The following is a 16,563-nucleotide window of genomic DNA, read 5'->3' on the forward strand; positions in this document are numbered from 1 at the left end:
TAGCAGCTAAGGCTCGTCCTCCTCGTCGAGGTGCTCGGCAACGGATTGGTAAAGGGCAAAAATGTGCTGATCCAGTAATTGATAGAACATATGCCGCCCTTGGCGACGAAAACTTACGAGGCGCATTGTTTTGAGGATGCGCAGTTGATGGGAGACCGCAGATTCGCTCATGCCTAAGGCAAGGGCAATATCCCCAACGCACAGTTCCCTTTCCGCTAACAGAGAAACAATCCGTAATCGATTGGTATCGGCCAGCAACCCAAAAAATTGCGCCATGCGCTGCGCTTTTTCGAGGGACAGGAGGCGATCGCCGAGCTGAGTAAGCGCTGCCGCATCATAGGGATGAGCACTGACTGTCGCAGCAGTTTTAGCATTCATACCTCCATCATAACGGCTAGACTGATCGTTAATGATGGTTGACATCTGAACGGTTGTTCAATCATAATTAAGTCATACCCCGTTTGGAGGCCATATCCATGACCACTGTTTCCCAAATGAAATGTGCTTGCCCCCACTGCCTGTGCATCGTCTCTTTGAGTGATGCCATCATGGTAGCGGATAAACCCTACTGCTCCGAGGTCTGTGCCAATGGCACCTGTAAAGCACAGGGTGGGTGCGGCCACACAGGTTGCGGCTGTAGCTAACTGTAGCTAAAACGTATCTCCCAGTCCCTCAAGGGCTGCTTGATGCACCTGTGCCGAGTCTCGATAGGCTTGGTAATTGAGGTAAGGTGGGTTGGGGTGCCAGTGCTGCTGCCATTGGCTGAGTAGGACGTGGGGGGTCGCCGGTAGAGCAGATAACTCCCAGCCGGGCATTCCGGTATCTGCCATTAAATGGCTTACTTTAGGGTCATAGCTCAGGGCAAAACAGGGACAGCCCACACTGGCGGCCATAATGAGGGCATGAAGGCGCATGGCGATCGCCCCCTGTACCCCAGCCAGCACCGCTTTGATCTGGCGTGGATCTGCAAGGCAGAGGAGGCGGGTCTGCGATGCAATGAGTTGCCCATACAGTTGCTCCGCAAGGGGTAAATCTTGGCAGGGCTGAAAGGGCAGTAGCAGAACCTCAACCCCCGCCTCTTGTTGCCAAGCCCGTAGGGCAGCCGCAATGGTTGCGAAGCGCTCAGGGGTCAAGGTGGGATGGGGGCGCAATGACACTGCAATCGTGGGGGTGCGGCTAGGTTCCGAGGGGGGGGGTGAGCGCATTAACCACACGGGATCCGCCCCCTGCTGGTGGGGAATCTGCCATTGGCGCAGCAGTGCCGCCGAACCAGAGTCACGCACGGTAACGGCAATACACCGCCGCAGTAGTTGCCGCAGCCACCACCGATAGACGGGCGATTTCACAGGCCCAATCCCCTGTGCCCATGCCACGGTGCGACAGCCCAAGTGTTGGGCAAGGGTCATTAAGCCAAGGTAGTAGAGGGGGCTACGCCAACTGGTGACATCCTGAATGAGGCTACCGCCGCCCCAAATAAAGACCTGACTGCGGCGCAGGGTGCGCAGAACCTGTCTCCACTGGTAGCGATCGCAGGCGGCCACACCATAGAGTGCTGTTGTAGCTTGGGGGTTGCCGCTGAGGACGATGGGGGTGCAGTGGGCTGGCAGTTGCTCGAGGAGGGTGGCCAACAGGGCTTCATCCCCCGCGTTGCCGTAGCCGTAGTACCCACAGAGAACCACTTGAGTCATGACACAACGTCTTGGGCTAAAATTGCGGCGATCGTGGCAATGAACTCCGGCGTGGGGGCGATCGCCGGTGTGACCGACAGCCGTTGCTGAGGGTGCTCCGTCTGTCGCTGCTGCACTTGAGCAGCAAAGGCATCAACGGTTTTGCCACCAAAGAGAAAGTAACCAAACAGATGGCTATGGGCATACCCCAATGCTTGGCGCTGTTTCAGGGCATTGCTAAGGCTCTCGGGGTCGCTGAGGAGGGCAGGCAACACCCCCAAGGAGTCACACAACTGCTGAAACCATGGCAAGACAGCATGCCGCCGACTGCCATGCCCCACCAGAATATCTGCTTTAGCATTGACAAGCTGCTGCTGGAGCCATACCTGAAAGCGCGGCTGACTCCCTAGAAATGGCAGACAATGCAACGGAAAAGGCGCGATCGCCTCAGCAGCGGCCAACGCCTTCGGTACATCCACCGCGACATGGTTTCCGGGCAGCAGAAATAGGGGCAACAGCACCACGGGCTGCTGGACTTGTTGGCAAAAGTGCAGAATTTGTAGCTCAAGGGGATGCGCTTGGCTTTCTAGGGCACCCCATCCCACCTTACCTAAGGAGGCGAGATGGCTCACAACCTGCACCATGGCCTGCTGCGGGTCAGCACTGGGGCTACCGTGGGCAATTAAAAAGTAGGCGCGGCTCATTGCTCCCCAAAAAGGCGCGATCGCCCCGCTGCTGAGAGCAAATCCGCCTGAGCAACTTGCTCCTGCTCGCCGGACGCTAACCACTTCACCTGTACCGTTTGCGCTGCTGCTTCCTCCTCACCGATCACGAGGCAGTGGGTAGCGCCACTGCGGTTTGCCCGCTTCAGTTGGTTTTTGAAGCTGCTGCCACTGAAATCTACTTCAACAATGTACCCTTGATGGCGCAGTTGTTGCGCCAAGACTAGCCCCTGCCGTTCGGCACTACTGCCCCGGGTGACTACGTAAAGATGGGGAACAGGGCTAGGTTCCTTGGGGCGATCGCCCATCAGCAGAATCAGCCGCTCTAGCCCCATTGCCCAACCAATGGCTGGGGTCGCTGGCCCGCCTAATTCCTCAACGAGGTGATCGTAGCGTCCGCCGCCACAGACAGTGCCTTCAGTGCCTAGGCTGCCCTGCTGAAATTCAAAGGCAGTGTGGGTATAGTAGTCGAGTCCCCGCACAAGGGTAGGGTTAATTTGATAGGGAATACCTAGCTCCTCCAAGAGGGACTGCACCTGCTCAAAGTGCTGCTGCGATGACGCACTTAGGTAATCCAATAGGCGGGGTGCCTCATTGACAATGGCTTGAGTGCGTGGATCTTTGCTATCGAGGATCCGCAAGGGGTTGCGGTGAAGGCGATCTTGGGAATCGGGGTCCAGATCGGCGGCGTAGGGGGTGAGATAGTCGACTAAGGCTTGGCGGTAGTGCGCGCGATCGTCGCGATCGCCCACAGAGTTGAGCATTAGGGTCACGTCCTCAAGGCCAAGGGCTTTGAGAATATCCAGCGCCAAGGCAATGACTTCCGCATCGGCGCGGGGATCGGCACTGCCGAGCACTTCTACGCCCAACTGGTGAAATTGGCGATACCGCCCGGATTGGGGACGCTCGTAGCGAAACATGGGCCCTAGGTACCAGAGGCGTTGCACCCCACCTTGGCTGTAGAGGCCATGCTCAATGTAGGCACGCACCACCCCAGCGGTGCCTTCGGGGCGCAGGGTCAAGGAGCGATCGCCCCTGTCCTGAAAAGTGTACATCTCCTTGCCGACAATATCGGTGGCCTCGCCAATGCCCCGCTCAAACAGACTGGTTTGCTCAAAAATAGGCGTACAAATTTCCCGATAGGCCGCGCGATCTAGAATCTGCCGTGCCGTCGCCTCTAGCTGCTGCCAATAGATACGCTCGGCAGGCAAAATGTCGCGGGTACCCCGTGGTGCTTGTAACCCCATGCTCCATGGCAATGGTATAGAACAGAGGTATTATATCAGCGCAACAGTTGTTGAATCATCCGCTGTGCTTGGGCTTCGTAGCTACCGCCAAAGAGGTTGAAGTGGTTGAGGATGTGATACAGGTTATAGAGTGTCTTGCGCTGCTCGTAGCCAGAGGCGAGGGGGTAGGTGTCTGCGTAGCCCTCATAAAATGCCCTAGGAAAGCCGCCAAATAGTTCAGTCATTGCTACGTCCACCTCGCGATCGCCGTAGTAGCTGGCAGGGTCAAAAATCACTGGCTCACCACCGCGGATAAACGCAGCGTTCCCTGACCACAGATCACCGTGCACAAGAGTTGGGGTGGGGTGATGATTGAGCAGGTCACTCACCCGTGCTAAGAGTGCATCCGCCTGGGGAAACACTCCGCCCCGCCGTCGGGCTAACTTAAACTGGTAGCCTAGGCGTGCCTCTGCAAAAAAGTCTGGCCAGTGGTCAGACCAAGGGTTGATCTGAGGGGTGGCACCAATGGTGTTATCTTGCACCCAGCCGTAGCGATCGCCGGTTCCCTGTCGGTGCAGCTGCGCTAGGTGCACCCCCATCTGTCGCCAGTCCCCATGGCTGGTCAGGGGCAAATACTCCAGTACTAAAAAGCTAGCCCCCGCAACGGTGCCCCAAAGGATGGGCTTAGGCACACGAATGGCTTGGACACTGGCGATCGCCTCAAGAGCCAGCGCCTCGGCAGCAAACATCGCCTCCCGCTCTGGACGATTAAACTTTACAAATAGGGTCTGCTGGGGATGCTGCCAAACGTAAGCATCGTTAATGCTGCCGCCACCCACCGCCAAGGCTTTACCGTCATGAAGTCGCTGACCGGTTGCCGCCTCAAGGCGATCCCACAGTTGTGGCCAGCGACTCATGGAAGAATACCCCGACAAGGTATGGGTGGCCTAGTCGTCGTAAATGCGACACTCCGCAGCGTCAGGATTATCGTCGCAGTATTGCTGAAACGAGGTTTTATGCTCTTGCTGTTCAGTCCGCTGATGGGCGGCTTCTGCTTGGAGTTCTTCTAGGGCATCCCATGCAGCGGCACATTGTCCAGAGGTCACACCTTCGGTATCACACACCTGATGCGCTTCCTCACGAGCTTGCTCAATTTGTTTCTCAAGATTACTCATAGAGCGTGTATTGAATCACCTTATTCAGTTTATGCAATCTGCCCAAGGGCAGGAATGCCGTTACTCCACTTTAGCAACGAATGCTCCTTGCTGCCATTGACAGTCATGGAGAGAACTGTCGGCTTGGCCAGTTAGCACCCCTAGAGGCGGTTCACCGCCACCGTGGCCTCTGTGGGTAACATCGGTGCAGACTGGGTCAGTTGCGCGTAAAGGGGTAGGTGATGCTGAGCAATGGCAGGTAAGGCCGCATGAACCTGAGTGGCGATCGCCGTGGTCGTGACATCGTAGGTTTGGGTCGCCAGCTTAGGATACATGCCCACTGCCAAAATGGGGAGCAGCAACGAAAGGGCAATAAAGGTTTCGCGGGGGTTAATGTCCAGCAACAGCTTGTCAAACATATCCCCACCCTGCTGGCCGGTGAACACCCGCCGCACCATCGAGAGCAAATACACTGGTGTAATAATCAGCCCCACTGCCGCAAGGAAAATCACGCCTACCTTGAAGGTTGTGGAGTAGGCATCACTGCTGGTCAGCCCTAAAAAGACTGTGAGTTCGCTGACAAAGCCACTCATCCCCGGCAAGGCCAAGGAGGCCATCGACCCCGCAGTAAAGAGGGCAAAGGTTTTCGGCATCGATTGGGCAATGCCACTCATTTTTTCCATCGCTAGGGTGTGGGTGCGATCGTAGGTGACGCCCGCCAAGAAGAATAACACCGCTGCAATGAGTCCGTGGGAGAGCATTTGCAACATCGCCCCATTCAGACCAACGCTATTGAGGGCACCAATCCCCAAGAGCACAAACCCCATGTGAGAAATGGAGGAGTAGGCCAGCCGCCGCTTCAGGTTTTCTTGGGCAAAAGCCGTTAGGGCGCCATAGACAATATTCACGACCCCTAGGGCAATCAAGACAGGGGCGAAGTAAATGTGCGCATCCGGCAGCATTTGTAGGTTAAAGCGAATGAGGCCATACCCCCCCATCTTCAGCAGCACCCCTGCCAAGACCATCGAGACAGGTGCGGAGGCTTCGCCATGGGCATCCGGTAGCCACGTGTGCAGCGGGAAAATGGGCAGCTTCACCCCAAAGGCCAACAGGAACCCAGCATAGGCAAACAGCTCGAGCGCCAAGGGATAGTCTTTTAACCCCAAGGCTGCCATATTCAATGTGACGTCACCGCCGTAAAAGGCCATCGCTAACCCCGCCAGGAGGATAAAGACCGAGCCAACAGCGGTGTAGAGAATAAACTTAGTGGCCGCGTACTGCCGTTTGGGGCCTCCCCAGATTGAAATCAATAAATAGACCGGCACTAACTCCAGTTCCCAAATCAGGAAAAAGAGAATTAAGTCTTGAGCGGCAAACACGCCAACTTGAGCACTATAGAGCGCCAGCATCAGGAAGTAAAACAAGCGTGGCTTTTGCCTGACCTGCCAAGCTGCAAAAATTGCCACTGTGTTGACTAGACCCGTCAGCAAAATTAGGGGAACGGCAAGACCATCCACCGCCAATGACCAATTCAGGCCAATTTGCGGCAGCCACGCCACGGTCTCCACCATCTGAATCTGGGCAGACTGACCATCGTAGTGCTGCCAAAATACGGTAGCTGAAAGGGCAAATTCAACGAGCGCGATCGCCAGTGCATACCAGCGGACTGTCTTGCCATCGCGATCGGGCAACAAGGGAATCAAAAGTGCAGCCACTAACGGCAACACCGTCAGTACAGTCAGCCAAGGAAATTGGGCATTCATTGACAAACCCCCAAGGGACGAATCCAGTAAACAGTTAGAGCATCTAAATAAGAATATATACCTATTCGTCCTAATGTTGCAAATTGTTAAGCATTTTTCTAAATTATAAACTTTGCGGTTATTTCATTTATTAAAATCTATTCAATAGGCTGTCTATATTGAACGTGACAAAGGTAAGATAATCAATTGTTGCCTGCCAAGGCTCGGCTCTTCCAACAATTTGGTGGTGCCTATCTTCTTTGTCGTAGTAGGGGCAACATCGAATGTGACCCTGCTCAATCTTTTTGTGGCCGAAAATTGCTCTGGATTAGTGCTGGCGGGGTTCCCTGTGATAATCATTGCTATGGTAAAACTGACAACTTTTGCAGCCCTCCCTGTTACGATTGGCATTTGATAGTCCTGATCCACCTATGGCCACCGTGGAGGAGCTGTCCCCATGATCTATCTGGAAGCCAGTGTCTTTATCACCATTTTGGTGGGGTTTTTAGCCACCATCATTAAAAAAAATCTCCTCATGAAAATCGTGACGATGGATGTGATGAGTACTGGGGTTGTTGCCCTCTTTGTTGTGATTGCCACCCATAGTGGGTTGGTGACACCGATTTTACGTCCGGGGGCAGCACCGACGATTGCCTACTCTGATCCAGTGCCCCAAGGGGTGATTCTGACGGCGATTGTGATTGGTTTGTCAATCCAAACGCTGATGCTGGTGGCCGCCATGAAGCTGGCGCGGGATAACCCGACCCTAGAAACAAGTGAAATTGATCAGAAGTATTTGTAGATGACTGATTTAGCGATCGCTTGGATTTTAGTCCCCTTTGTGGCCGGACTCACGCTCTATTTACTGCCGGTGTTGGCGCGGGGGTTGACCTTGGCGATCGCCGTGCTGTCGCTCTGCGTGGGGCTAGCCATCACCATCCAAGACATCAACTTCTCCTTTGTGTTGATGGATAGTTTTGGCATTGCCCTACGCATTGATAGCCTCAGTGGCTATTTCATTGTCACGAATGCCCTTGTCCTCTTGGCGGCAGTGCTCTATACCTGGCGCTGTAACTATAAGGCTTTTTTTTACGTGCTGCTGTGCCTGCTTCACGGCAGTGCCAATACGGTTTTTATCTCGGCGGATTTTCTTAGCCTCTACGTCAACCTAGAGGTGTTGGGGATAGTGGTCTTTCTTTTAATTGCCTATCCCCGGGGCGATCGCCCCCTGTGGATTGGCCTGCGCTACCTGATGGTGGGCAATGTGGCCATGCTCTTTTATTTGATGGGGGTGGGCTTAGTCTATCAGGCCAGTCACAGCTTTTCCTTTGATGTCTTGCTGCACGCTCCCCCAGAGGCGGTGGCACTGATTTTGATGGCACTGTTAGCCAAGGGGGCGATCTTTGTCAGCGGTCTTTGGCTGCCCCAAACCAATGTCGTGGCTGCGCCGGTGGTGGCGGCACTGTTAGCTGGAATTGTTGAAAATGCTGGGGTTTTTGCTTTGGTGCGGTTGAGCCTGCTCTATGGGGAAATTAGCAAGATCGTGCAACTGTTTGCTCTCGGTTCGATTTTCTTTGGCCCACTCCTAGCGTTGGTGGCTGATGATGTGCGACGATTGCTCAGCTTTAGTACCCTTGGCCAACTGGGGTGGGTGATTATTTCGCCGGCGGCGGCGGGCTTGTATGCTCTGATGCATGGACTGGCAAAAGCTGCCCTATTCCTCAGTGTAGGTGAATTGCGCCACTATCGCCTGAGTGAGCTACGACAGCACGGCATGGCGCGTCCGATCGCGATCGCCATGATCATTGCTGGCTATGGCATTGTTGGCGTGCCCCTGTTAGCAGGTTTCAGTGCCAAGGCGCTGACAATCAGTTACCTAGCGCCATGGCAACAAGGACTATTGTATGGGGCTGGCTTTTTGACCGCCACCATCTATAGCAAACTGGTGTTTATTCCGCAGCAGCCGACCTCAACCCCACTGCCCCTTGGTTATGGTGCGGCCACGTTGGTGCTGCTTGGCGGTCTGGTATTTGCTGATGCTGGTTACCTGCAAGCCTACACCCCAGCGAACCTGCTGCGGTCTCTGGTGCCGCCAGCGGTGGGGCTGCTCCTTGTGGGGCTGGGGGTGTCTCGTTGGGAGTCCTCATGGCGGGGCGCCTGGGAGCGGCTCGAGCATTTACTGGGGGTAATGCTGTTGCTGTTAATTGGCTTGGTGTGGTTGGCGCTATGACGATCAATTATCTGAATTTTGCATTGCGGTTAGCCATTTGGCTGCTGCTCACCGCAGACTTTGGACTGGTGAATGTCCTCATTGGCGTGGTGGTGGCTTTACTGCTGCCCCAAAGCCGGGTACGGGCAGCCAGCCTCAGGCAGTGGCTCAGTACCCTAGGCAAAGTGGCCATGGCCGTCCCCCGTGCCTACGCCGAAGCGATTGAAATCCTGCTGCGCCCGCATCGGCATGAAGCAGTGGTGCGTCAACCCGTCAGCCCGACGCGATCGCCAGGGTTAATTTTCCTCGATATTTTTGCCATTACCTTTACCCCCAAAACCATTGTGCTGCACTACGACGAACAGGGGTGGTTCGAGGTGCATGAACTAGTTCAGCAACGGCCACAGTTAGGGACAACCAAAAACCCCAAAGAGGATAGTGGACAATGACGGCTTTTTTAGTGCTGATGCTGTTTATCCTGTGCATTCCCCTGTACGCTGCTTGGAAAGGGGAGCATATTTGGTCGAAAATGTTGGCCTTTGCCAGCATTGCCACCAAGACGGCCATCATGATTTTGATGGTATCGGTGGATCGCGATGATTGGATGATTGGTATTGTCGGGGTTATTATTCTCAGCGTTGGCAACGGTGCATTGATGCTGCTAGCACAAATTCTCCGCCGGCTGCGGGATGTGGCCAATCTTTAGGGAGCTGGGGACATGGTTTTACAATGGCTGAGTTATGCCTGCATTAGTTTTGGCCTCTTTTTGTGGCTGTGGGGAACGTGGCCGCTAGTGGGGCGGCGATCGCCCCTCTTTAAGCTGCACTATTTATCGATTGCCGATACCCTAGGGTCGATGGCCATCATGTTGGGGGTACTGCTGCGCATTCCGCGGGAGTGGCCACTCCTGTTGTTGGCCGTTATTTCCCTTGCCCTCTGGAATACGATTCTGGGGTACGTGTTGGCCTATTGCTCCCAAGGGGAGGACAGCGATGGATAACTGGTTGATTGCTGTCACAACCCTGTTGCCCCTCACCGCCTTGATGTTAGTCTTTCAGAGCAACCCTTACCATGCTCTGGTCATCCGTGGCATTGTCGGTGCCGTTGCTGCCTTAATTTATGCGGTGCTAGGGGCAGCGGATGTGGCGCTAACGGAGGCATTGGTGGGTACCATGCTCTCGATTATGCTCTACGCTGTCGCCGTGCGCTCCTCACTGGTATTGCGCCTAGGGGTGCTCGCCTCTGCCCTGTCCACCGATACCTTAGACCATCTGTTAGAGACTCTACGGGTCGCAGTGGCTCCCTACCATTTACGGGTCGAGCTGATTGTCTATCCCACCGTTGGGCAGTTAAAAAGCGCTCTCCACCAACGCGACATTCATGTTCTGTGTGCTGAAGACGATCGACAATTGTTGACCATGACTCGTATAGCTCGCCTTTACACCCTCCTCAAACCTGCTTTGGCCGAATGGACAGACTTAGTGTACTACCCCCTGACAACGGACGAGGAGGCACCCCAATGAGCATCATGATGGTGATTTATGGACTGGCGGCGCTGCTGCTCTTGATTAAAATGCTGGCTTTACCCACCCTCTTTTCCGAACCCACGGCAGCCATTGTCAGCACCCTTGTGACAGAAGCGGGGATACCGAATGCAGTGACAGGGATTCTACTACGCAATCGTCTCTACGACACCATTTTTGAAGTTGTTGTGTTTACCATTGCCATTTTGGGGTCACAATACCTCCTCGCCAACGAAGCTCCCCTAGGGCATGTCAGCCGTTTTAACGATCAACCCTCGATTGTCCTGGCGCAGTTTGGTGCCACCATTTGTTCGCTGGTCTGCATTGAACTGGCATTGCGGGGGCACCTTAGTCCTGGCGGTGGCTTTGCAGCTGGGGTGGCTGGCGGCACGGCGATTGGTCTGGTGGCGATTACCTCTGCCCCAGAATGGCTAGAGAGTATTTACCAGCGTTTCCATGCCGCCACATGGGAGAAAGTTTCCGTTATCGTTTTTATCCTTTGTGGTGCTAGTTTGCTCATGGGGGTTGAGCTACCCACAGGGGAATTTGGCACGCTCCTCAGCGGTGGGATGATTCCTTGGCTGAATATTCTGATTGCCCTCAAAGTCGCTTTGGGGTCGTGGGCTGCGGTTCTCACCTTTATTCGCTATCGCGGCTTACTCTAGGCTTCGAGCGCAACAGCCTCGACACCGCAGGAGCGTACCTGCAACCCCTGATAGAAAGTGTCTTGACTGAGATCGACTTTGGACTGGGCGGCTAAAAATAGTAATGCCCAAAATATGCCCACGGGATCATTCTTCAGGCTGAGGAGATCCCTGAGTTCCAGCCATGTCCCTGCCGGTGCGACTCTGGCTAAGAGGGTTTCAACCTCTGCGGCTAGTTCCGTGAGGTTTTCTTGGTGCGCCAGTTGGGTAATGGCTTTGAGGGTGGTGGGACGGCGACGGCTGCGGGGGGTGTGGGGGCGCAAGACCTTGGCCCGCTCGGTCTGCACTGCCATTGTTTTGAGGTGGACAATCAGTTCATCGAGGGTTACCCGGCGGCGCTGCTGAGGAGGAGCCACCAGACGGCGGTGGAGGTGCTGCTCCAGTTGACCGGGCCAGACCACCAAGGATGGGTTGGGTGCCATATCTGTCCTGTCCGGCTCAAGATCCTCCTCCAGAGGTGCCTCGTCAACAGCCACGAGGCGATCGCTTTTGAGGAGCACCAGCATAGCCGCATACAGGAAGGCTTGGCCGGATTCACTCAGGTTGGGTTGACCGCGACTGGCCAGTTCTGCTAGGCAGCGATCGAACACATCAATGACTTGGATGTCCCACGGATCAATCTCCCCTCGCTCTGCCAGCTCAATCAAAATATCAATGGCTGTATCTGCAAACGATCGCGCCATGGCTTGTGCCCATTGTTTTTTTCACATCTTATAGGGTTATGCGTATAAGGTTATGCGTCATTGAAGGGGAAATTCATCACAAGGGGTCAGCGAGGGGAATTGTAAAGTGAAATTCACTGCCGCGATCGCGCCCAGCGGACTCTGCCCAAATTTGCCCGCCGAGGTTTGTAATGATTTGGCGGCAGATCGCCAACCCCAGACCAGTGCCCCCCGCGGATCGTCGCAGTGCGCCCTCTTCTTGGTAAAAACGGTCAAAAATAGTTTCCAGCCGATCCGGCTCAATGCCGCGGCCTGTATCGGCAATGGTTACCTCCAGTAACCCATCTTGGCGCGGTGTGGCCACAATCGAGACTTGGCCAGACTGCTCTGTAAACTTACAGGCGTTGTCGAGCAGCTTAGAGAGTACCTCCACCAGCCATTCCCCATCGGCTCGAACAAGGGGCAACTCTTGGGGGAGGGTGGCATGAATGCTGGGCAGTTGTTCTTTCGGCGTGCGCAGGCTGCTGAGGGCTAAATCCACCAGTTCCTGAATGGGCAAGGGTTCGGGTCGCCACTGGACACGGCCACTCTCTAGTTGGGACAGGGTAAGAAAGTCCTGAATGAGTTTGCGCATCCGCTCGGCATCGGCAAGAGCCGTACTCAGCATCACTTGCCGCAGTTCTGGATCCATGTCCGGTTCACTGGCGAGGCTTTCGAGGCAAATTTGGATGGTCGAAAGGGGGGTGCGCAGTTCGTGGCCGGTAATGGCAATCAAGTTGCTGCGGGTGCGATCGAGGGCTTCTAGCTGGGCGTTTAGTTCTTCGAGATCGGCATAGGCTTCCGCTTGAATGAGGGCAACCCCCACTTGGATGGCGATCGCCGCCACCAGTTCCGCATCCATATCGTGCCAAGGTACTGGGGTGGTGCGGTGCAGTTCTACCATTCCCAGTAAGCGCCCTTGGTAAAGCACAGGGGCAAGCAAGAGGGCTTGAACAGCGGCAGTTTCTAAGGGCTTAAAATACTTCGCCTCCTCAGGATGTTGCCAGCGCGGATCCGCCCTCAGATCATCGACCTGCACCGCCTGTTGATGGGCTAGGGCTTGCTGCGTGTAGGGATGCTCGGCCACAGGCCAGTACTGATGACGCAGGGAGGGGGTTCCTGCTGTGGTGTACTCGTACTCAATGCGCACCCGACTATCGGTACTGCGGCAGCGGTAGATCAAACAGCGATCGCTCTCTAGCACTGTGCCAAGTTCCGCTACTGCTTGGGTCAAAATTTCCGCTGGGTTCAGGGAGTTACGAATTGTAGTGGTCATCGCATTGGTGAGGCGTTCCTTGCGCTCTTGGATCGCAATTTGGCGATAGGCTTTAATTTGCTTGTATTGCCCCGCTTGCAGATAGGTGACTAGGCGATCGGCGAAGGGAGCCGGGTCGCCGCTACATCCCTCGCGGCAGCGAAACTGCGCCACCATGCTCAACGCTGTACTTACTTTTTGGCATAGCTCTGGGCGGTATTCCTGAATTCGTTGCAGCAGCATTGTTGCCGCTGTGGCCGTAACCTCGCGGTCAAACGTCCAAATCCCTTCAAAGCGCCGCGCCTGATCGAGGGGGGGCAGCACATCTGGTCGGGTTGCCGTGGGCGATCGCCGCACCTCACGACAGATTAAACAGGTGCTGTAGTTAGGGCTAAGCACCACCAAGTGCCACTCCTGACTGAGGGCATCCTGCGGATCAAAGGCAATGGTTTCGTAGTCTCCGGAGCAATTTGTAAACTCGGTTTCCGGTGCGGCTAAAACATAAACCTGATCTGATTTGCTGGCAATGCGCTGATAGCGATGCGCTTCTTGCCGATAAAACCGCTCCCGCTGAAAACAGGCAATAATAATTGGGGTATCAGCACTGGCCAAAACCTGATCTTCCATTGCATGGGATAAGGCAGTGAGGGAGGTCTTAAAGTACAACTGCGATCGCAAACGGGGGATCTGTGCCAACAAATCCTCAAGAACCGACCTAACAATGATCTTGTTGGCCTCTTGTTGGCCATGGAAACAATCCATCAACAATGCCCTACGCTACCATTATCAGTAATTATCCATAATTAGCCCTTTGCACAATGCAAGCGATGATAAACCGTGGCCAACCCTTGGCGATCGCCCACATTCCCCGGAAAGAGCACCACGGGTAAATTGGGGAACCGAGGGTGATCAGCACCAGTGCGCACCACCGAACAGCCCGGCAAAATTTGCCCCAACAGCCGTACCGTCGGCAGTGCCAAGCCCTTACTTAACACATCGTTAGAGGTAATCCCCCCCTTACTGATCAAAAAGCGTAGGTCTGTAGGTAACTGCTGCACAATAGCCATCAACACCTCAGACACCCGCTGGCCAAAGGCAAGACGTGTAGCCGCATCCGCAAAGGTCAGCTCCTGCCGACTGGTGAAAATCACCGGTGTTTGATCCGCCGCAACGGCACCGTTCACCGCCTCTAGCACCGTGGCAATAATCTGCGCTTCTGCGGTGGCACTGTCTTTGAGGGGAGCAACCGGCACTTCAATGGGGGCAATATCGGGTTCTGAGAGTAACACCTCTAGCTGCTCGGTGGTTTTACGGACGTGGGAACCCACCAGCACCACGCCGCGCCGCCCGGGGCGACAATAGGTCGCCATCGCCTCCGGTGGGATCGGCTGCGGCGGTAACTGAGCCAATGCCGTGAGTAAGCTCGCCGCACTGCGAAATAAAAACCGCTTGCCGCCACTGGCAACCTCAAGAACGGCAGCAGCAAACTGATCCAGATCCGCTTGGGTTTCGGCATCCACAACCCCACAGACATTCCCCGTCAAGCGTGCTAACCGCTGAGCCAACCCAGCACTGCGCAGATCTGGCAGTAAAATGCGCTCCACTGCCGCTGCAGGAATGCGTCCTGCCGTTTTTTCCGCCACATACTCCGGCAGATAACTATGGCGATAGCCAAACACTGAATCCCGGGCAAACTCCGTTTCATGCACTGGCACAGGCTGCCCCTCAACCATCAGAACATGCTGGCTGTTGCGGGTAATGCGTCCCCCCTCCAGAAAGGCTGGCACCAGAAAATGGGCATCAAACGGTCCTAGCTCCGCAGCAATGACATCGGTTTCAAGGGGATAGTGCCCCCGCAGGGTTGAGTCAGAGCGGCTAACCACGATATAGTCGCTGACTCCTGTTAGCGCCAACGCTTGCTTCAGATGACGGCAGACGGTGCGCGTGACCTCAGCCGCCTCAACCGCCGGTAAGGCGCGGGTATTGGTGAGGATAAAAAAGATGGGGACGCTATCGGTTAACCCCGTGCAGAGGGTGTCCACATCCCAGCGGGTCAACAGCAGGCAACTATGAACGGTTTGGGAGCCGGTGGGGTCATCGTCTAGCACAATGATTTTAGGTTGAGCCATGATTATTATTCCCCTAAGCGAAGGTTAGCTCGCCATTCACCTCAAGGCGGGTAAAMTGATTCAGCGTTAGGAACTGCTCTCCAAGGGCTTCTGCCACACTAGGGGTAATCCAGCCCAATTGTTTCAGCAGTTGAATGGCGACAGCATACTTCGCACGCTTAGCACCATCAGTGACTTTGATGGCCAGCCCCATCCCTTCCCCAACCCGGCCAAGGCATTGAATCCCTTCGGCACCGGATTTGCTCAGCACTTCCCCTTCCGTGAGGCGCATGAGTTCGCTGTCAAACTCCCCCGGCCCCGCCACAAAATCCGGATGGTGGGTCATGGCTCGTACAAMGCGCTCCATCSCCCAGTCATTGCCGGAGGCTAACTGACCGTAGAGGGTGGCCATTTGCACTAACTGCATCAGGTAGGTGGGGGCACCGCAGTCATCGTGGGCATAGATGAATTCTGCTGCGGGCATTTTCAACAGTTCTGCAACTTTAGTCAAAATTAGCTGTTGAACCGGATGATTTTTGTGCAAATAGCTGCCCAAAGGCCAGTTGCGTTGCTGACAGACGACGAGCATCCCTGCGTGCTTGCCAGAACAGTTATGGGCTAATGCCCCTTGCCGCCCTTGGGGAACCGGACATTGCAAGGCAGTGGGATCAACATCGCCGCGCCACAGAATATTAAAGACCTGTCGCACTTGCTCAATGCGCCCTTGGTGAGAGCTACAGATAATTGCAAGGTCGCGATCGCTGAGGTCAAACCGCTCCATGGTGCCAGTGGTGGTCACCGCCAAGGCTTGTAAGGGTTTTAGAGCTGAGCGAATAAAGGCGGCAGTTTCGGCATTGCCCGCCAAGGCAAGGATACGCCCGCGGGCATCACACACAACCCCATGGGCATGATGCTTGGATTCAATAATTCCTTCCCGTAATAAACAGACCTCAAGAGGAGGGGACTGGGTTCGTTTCGCCATAGGTTATTAATTTAGGACACCATAAAACATTGCAGGGACTACAACCAGCCCCAAAGCCCAATCAGGCTAACGGAAAAGAGAAGGAGTATGATCAAGGTAACCCGTAACCGTTGCAAAATGGGCCGTAGCTCGTAGGTGTAAATCAGCCGATCTTGAGCGAGTTCTGCTTCTGGCTTTGGCCACTCTTGACCGTCGTACCACCCTGTTTCTTCGTAGATGACGGTGGGGCGTTGCAGGCGATCGCCCACGTAGAGCCAGCCTAAGATTAACCGCACAACGACCAGTAACACGAAGAGGTTTGCTCCAAGTACCCCCGCCACTGCCACCTTAGCGGGTGCTGCTTGGCTCGTCATGCTGGCGATCGCCAGTGGCCCACTCACCACCCCCGCCATCCCCCAAAGCAGTGCTAAACGGCGTTGAAAGCGGGGCAACGGCCACATAGACCAGCCAAAAAACCACGACCCTTGTAAATCGCGGTACTCGTTAATCGGTCGCTGATCCGCCGGAACAGGACAGAGCGTTTGAGACACAGTGGCAAAATGTGAAGACACTGCCTCCAGCATACCAGTC

20 protein-coding genes are annotated in these 16,563 nt (G+C 55.1%); 8 read left to right on the forward strand and 12 right to left on the reverse strand.

The window, feature by feature from the left end; all coding sequences use genetic code 11:
- Nucleotides 1–6 precede the first annotated feature (6 nt).
- Nucleotides 7–378 carry an ArsR/SmtB family transcription factor gene (locus L5470_RS08445; RefSeq protein ID WP_099799703.1) on the reverse strand — a complete coding sequence of 124 codons (372 nt, stop codon included), beginning with the start codon at nucleotides 376–378 and terminating at the stop codon, nucleotides 7–9.
- A gap of 98 nt (nucleotides 379–476) precedes the next feature.
- On the opposite strand from L5470_RS08445, the gene L5470_RS08450 reads away from it, so the two are divergent.
- On the forward strand, nucleotides 477–644 hold the full coding sequence (locus L5470_RS08450) for a metallothionein (RefSeq protein WP_099799702.1): 168 nt from the start codon (nucleotides 477–479) through the stop codon (nucleotides 642–644).
- A gap of 6 nt (nucleotides 645–650) precedes the next feature.
- On the opposite strand, the gene csaB is transcribed toward L5470_RS08450, so the two are convergent.
- From csaB to L5470_RS08480, 6 genes are all read right to left on the reverse strand, one after another.
- Entirely contained in the window at nucleotides 651–1,688 is a 1,038-nt protein-coding gene (gene csaB, locus L5470_RS08455) for a polysaccharide pyruvyl transferase CsaB (protein ID WP_499499376.1), read from the reverse strand.
- Entirely contained in the window at nucleotides 1,685–2,371 is a 687-nt protein-coding gene (locus L5470_RS08460) for a sirohydrochlorin chelatase (RefSeq protein WP_499499378.1), read from the reverse strand. The genes csaB and L5470_RS08460 overlap by 4 nt, the downstream gene beginning before the upstream one ends.
- Nucleotides 2,368–3,636, reverse strand: a complete 1,269-nt coding sequence (hisS, locus tag L5470_RS08465; protein WP_099799699.1) for a histidine--tRNA ligase — start codon at nucleotides 3,634–3,636, stop codon at nucleotides 2,368–2,370. The genes L5470_RS08460 and hisS overlap by 4 nt, the downstream gene beginning before the upstream one ends.
- Nucleotides 3,637–3,671: 35 nt before the next feature.
- A complete protein-coding gene (locus tag L5470_RS08470; RefSeq protein ID WP_499499381.1) occupies nucleotides 3,672–4,532 on the reverse strand; it encodes a fructosamine kinase family protein in 861 nt (286 codons plus the stop codon).
- Nucleotides 4,533–4,562: 30 nt separating this feature from the next.
- Nucleotides 4,563–4,790 (reverse strand): Calvin cycle protein CP12, encoded by a 228-nt coding sequence (locus L5470_RS08475; protein WP_099799697.1) that lies wholly within the window; start codon nucleotides 4,788–4,790, stop codon nucleotides 4,563–4,565.
- A gap of 140 nt (nucleotides 4,791–4,930) precedes the next feature.
- Nucleotides 4,931–6,532 carry an NAD(P)H-quinone oxidoreductase subunit 4 gene (locus tag L5470_RS08480; protein ID WP_499499383.1) on the reverse strand — a complete coding sequence of 534 codons (1,602 nt, stop codon included), beginning with the start codon at nucleotides 6,530–6,532 and terminating at the stop codon, nucleotides 4,931–4,933.
- 436 nt (nucleotides 6,533–6,968) lie between these two features.
- Here L5470_RS08480 and L5470_RS08485 point away from each other — a divergent pair, with 436 nt between their 5' ends.
- Genes L5470_RS08485 through L5470_RS08515 form a run of 7 tightly spaced genes read left to right on the forward strand, consistent with a single transcriptional unit; the run spans nucleotide 6,969 to nucleotide 10,908 of the window.
- Nucleotides 6,969–7,313, forward strand: a complete 345-nt coding sequence (locus tag L5470_RS08485; RefSeq protein ID WP_499499385.1) for a cation:proton antiporter subunit C — start codon at nucleotides 6,969–6,971, stop codon at nucleotides 7,311–7,313.
- Nucleotides 7,314–8,741 (forward strand): cation:proton antiporter, encoded by a 1,428-nt coding sequence (locus L5470_RS08490; RefSeq protein ID WP_499499387.1) that lies wholly within the window; start codon nucleotides 7,314–7,316, stop codon nucleotides 8,739–8,741.
- On the forward strand, nucleotides 8,738–9,169 hold the full coding sequence (locus L5470_RS08495; protein ID WP_198406056.1) for a Na+/H+ antiporter subunit E: 432 nt from the start codon (nucleotides 8,738–8,740) through the stop codon (nucleotides 9,167–9,169). The genes L5470_RS08490 and L5470_RS08495 overlap by 4 nt, the downstream gene beginning before the upstream one ends.
- The gene (locus L5470_RS08500) at nucleotides 9,166–9,426 is read left to right on the forward strand and encodes a hypothetical protein (protein ID WP_099799693.1); all 261 of its coding nucleotides are present in this window, start codon (nucleotides 9,166–9,168) and stop codon (nucleotides 9,424–9,426) included. Before L5470_RS08495 ends, L5470_RS08500 begins: the two co-directional genes overlap by 4 nt.
- Before the next feature lie 12 nt (nucleotides 9,427–9,438).
- A complete protein-coding gene (locus L5470_RS08505; protein WP_448527484.1) occupies nucleotides 9,439–9,720 on the forward strand; it encodes a monovalent cation/H(+) antiporter subunit G in 282 nt (93 codons plus the stop codon).
- Nucleotides 9,713–10,243 (forward strand): DUF4040 domain-containing protein, encoded by a 531-nt coding sequence (locus L5470_RS08510; RefSeq protein WP_499499390.1) that lies wholly within the window; start codon nucleotides 9,713–9,715, stop codon nucleotides 10,241–10,243. The genes L5470_RS08505 and L5470_RS08510 overlap by 8 nt, the downstream gene beginning before the upstream one ends.
- A gap of 5 nt (nucleotides 10,244–10,248) precedes the next feature.
- Complete coding sequence (locus tag L5470_RS08515) at nucleotides 10,249–10,908, forward strand: Na(+)/H(+) antiporter subunit B (RefSeq protein ID WP_499499487.1); 660 nt, start codon at nucleotides 10,249–10,251, stop codon at nucleotides 10,906–10,908.
- On the opposite strand, the gene L5470_RS08520 is transcribed toward L5470_RS08515, so the two are convergent.
- From L5470_RS08520 to L5470_RS08540, 5 genes are all read right to left on the reverse strand, one after another.
- Nucleotides 10,905–11,630: a segregation/condensation protein A gene (locus L5470_RS08520; protein ID WP_499499392.1), complete on the reverse strand. Its 726-nt coding sequence runs from the start codon at nucleotides 11,628–11,630 to the stop codon at nucleotides 10,905–10,907. The genes L5470_RS08515 and L5470_RS08520 overlap by 4 nt on opposite strands.
- 76 nt (nucleotides 11,631–11,706) lie before the next feature.
- The gene (locus L5470_RS08525; protein WP_499499394.1) at nucleotides 11,707–13,665 is read right to left on the reverse strand and encodes a DICT sensory domain-containing protein; all 1,959 of its coding nucleotides are present in this window, start codon (nucleotides 13,663–13,665) and stop codon (nucleotides 11,707–11,709) included.
- A 41-nt stretch (nucleotides 13,666–13,706) separates the two neighbouring features.
- Nucleotides 13,707–15,032 (reverse strand): four-carbon acid sugar kinase family protein, encoded by a 1,326-nt coding sequence (locus L5470_RS08530; RefSeq protein ID WP_448526908.1) that lies wholly within the window; start codon nucleotides 15,030–15,032, stop codon nucleotides 13,707–13,709.
- A gap of 13 nt (nucleotides 15,033–15,045) precedes the next feature.
- Entirely contained in the window at nucleotides 15,046–15,993 is a 948-nt protein-coding gene (locus L5470_RS08535; RefSeq protein WP_499499396.1) for an asparaginase, read from the reverse strand.
- Nucleotides 15,994–16,031: 38 nt separating this feature from the next.
- Nucleotides 16,032–16,523, reverse strand: coding sequence for a CGLD27 family protein (locus L5470_RS08540; RefSeq protein WP_099799960.1), 492 nt, complete (start codon nucleotides 16,521–16,523; stop codon nucleotides 16,032–16,034).
- Nucleotides 16,524–16,563 lie beyond the last annotated feature (40 nt).

The sequence above is a fragment of the Synechococcus sp. PCC 6717 genome (assembly GCF_022698185.1).
In the GTDB taxonomy this organism is placed as follows: domain Bacteria; phylum Cyanobacteriota; class Cyanobacteriia; order Thermosynechococcales; family Thermosynechococcaceae; genus Thermosynechococcus; species Thermosynechococcus lividus.

What these genes read in the sequence shown, in the direction of transcription:
- L5470_RS08525 (WP_499499394.1), bottom strand. Translation starts at nt 13,665, where the DNA reads ATGGATTGTTTCCATGGCCAACAAGAGGCCAACAAGATCATTGTTAGG.
- L5470_RS08505 (WP_448527484.1), top strand. Translation starts at nt 9,439, where the DNA reads ATGGTTTTACAATGGCTGAGTTATGCCTGCATTAGTTTTGGCCTCTTT.
- L5470_RS08495 (WP_198406056.1), top strand. Translation starts at nt 8,738, where the DNA reads ATGACGATCAATTATCTGAATTTTGCATTGCGGTTAGCCATTTGGCTG.
- L5470_RS08445 (WP_099799703.1), bottom strand. Translation starts at nt 378, where the DNA reads ATGAATGCTAAAACTGCTGCGACAGTCAGTGCTCATCCCTATGATGCG.
- L5470_RS08470 (WP_499499381.1), bottom strand. Translation starts at nt 4,532, where the DNA reads ATGAGTCGCTGGCCACAACTGTGGGATCGCCTTGAGGCGGCAACCGGT.
- csaB (WP_499499376.1), bottom strand. Translation starts at nt 1,688, where the DNA reads ATGACTCAAGTGGTTCTCTGTGGGTACTACGGCTACGGCAACGCGGGG.
- L5470_RS08460 (WP_499499378.1), bottom strand. Translation starts at nt 2,371, where the DNA reads ATGAGCCGCGCCTACTTTTTAATTGCCCACGGTAGCCCCAGTGCTGAC.
- L5470_RS08530 (WP_448526908.1), bottom strand. Translation starts at nt 15,032, where the DNA reads ATGGCTCAACCTAAAATCATTGTGCTAGACGATGACCCCACCGGCTCC.
- L5470_RS08510 (WP_499499390.1), top strand. Translation starts at nt 9,713, where the DNA reads ATGGATAACTGGTTGATTGCTGTCACAACCCTGTTGCCCCTCACCGCC.
- L5470_RS08515 (WP_499499487.1), top strand. Translation starts at nt 10,249, where the DNA reads ATGATGGTGATTTATGGACTGGCGGCGCTGCTGCTCTTGATTAAAATG.
- L5470_RS08520 (WP_499499392.1), bottom strand. Translation starts at nt 11,630, where the DNA reads ATGGCGCGATCGTTTGCAGATACAGCCATTGATATTTTGATTGAGCTG.
- L5470_RS08500 (WP_099799693.1), top strand. Translation starts at nt 9,166, where the DNA reads ATGACGGCTTTTTTAGTGCTGATGCTGTTTATCCTGTGCATTCCCCTG.
- hisS (WP_099799699.1), bottom strand. Translation starts at nt 3,636, where the DNA reads ATGGGGTTACAAGCACCACGGGGTACCCGCGACATTTTGCCTGCCGAG.
- L5470_RS08490 (WP_499499387.1), top strand. Translation starts at nt 7,314, where the DNA reads ATGACTGATTTAGCGATCGCTTGGATTTTAGTCCCCTTTGTGGCCGGA.
- L5470_RS08475 (WP_099799697.1), bottom strand. Translation starts at nt 4,790, where the DNA reads ATGAGTAATCTTGAGAAACAAATTGAGCAAGCTCGTGAGGAAGCGCAT.
- L5470_RS08450 (WP_099799702.1), top strand. Translation starts at nt 477, where the DNA reads ATGACCACTGTTTCCCAAATGAAATGTGCTTGCCCCCACTGCCTGTGC.
- L5470_RS08485 (WP_499499385.1), top strand. Translation starts at nt 6,969, where the DNA reads ATGATCTATCTGGAAGCCAGTGTCTTTATCACCATTTTGGTGGGGTTT.
- L5470_RS08480 (WP_499499383.1), bottom strand. Translation starts at nt 6,532, where the DNA reads ATGAATGCCCAATTTCCTTGGCTGACTGTACTGACGGTGTTGCCGTTA.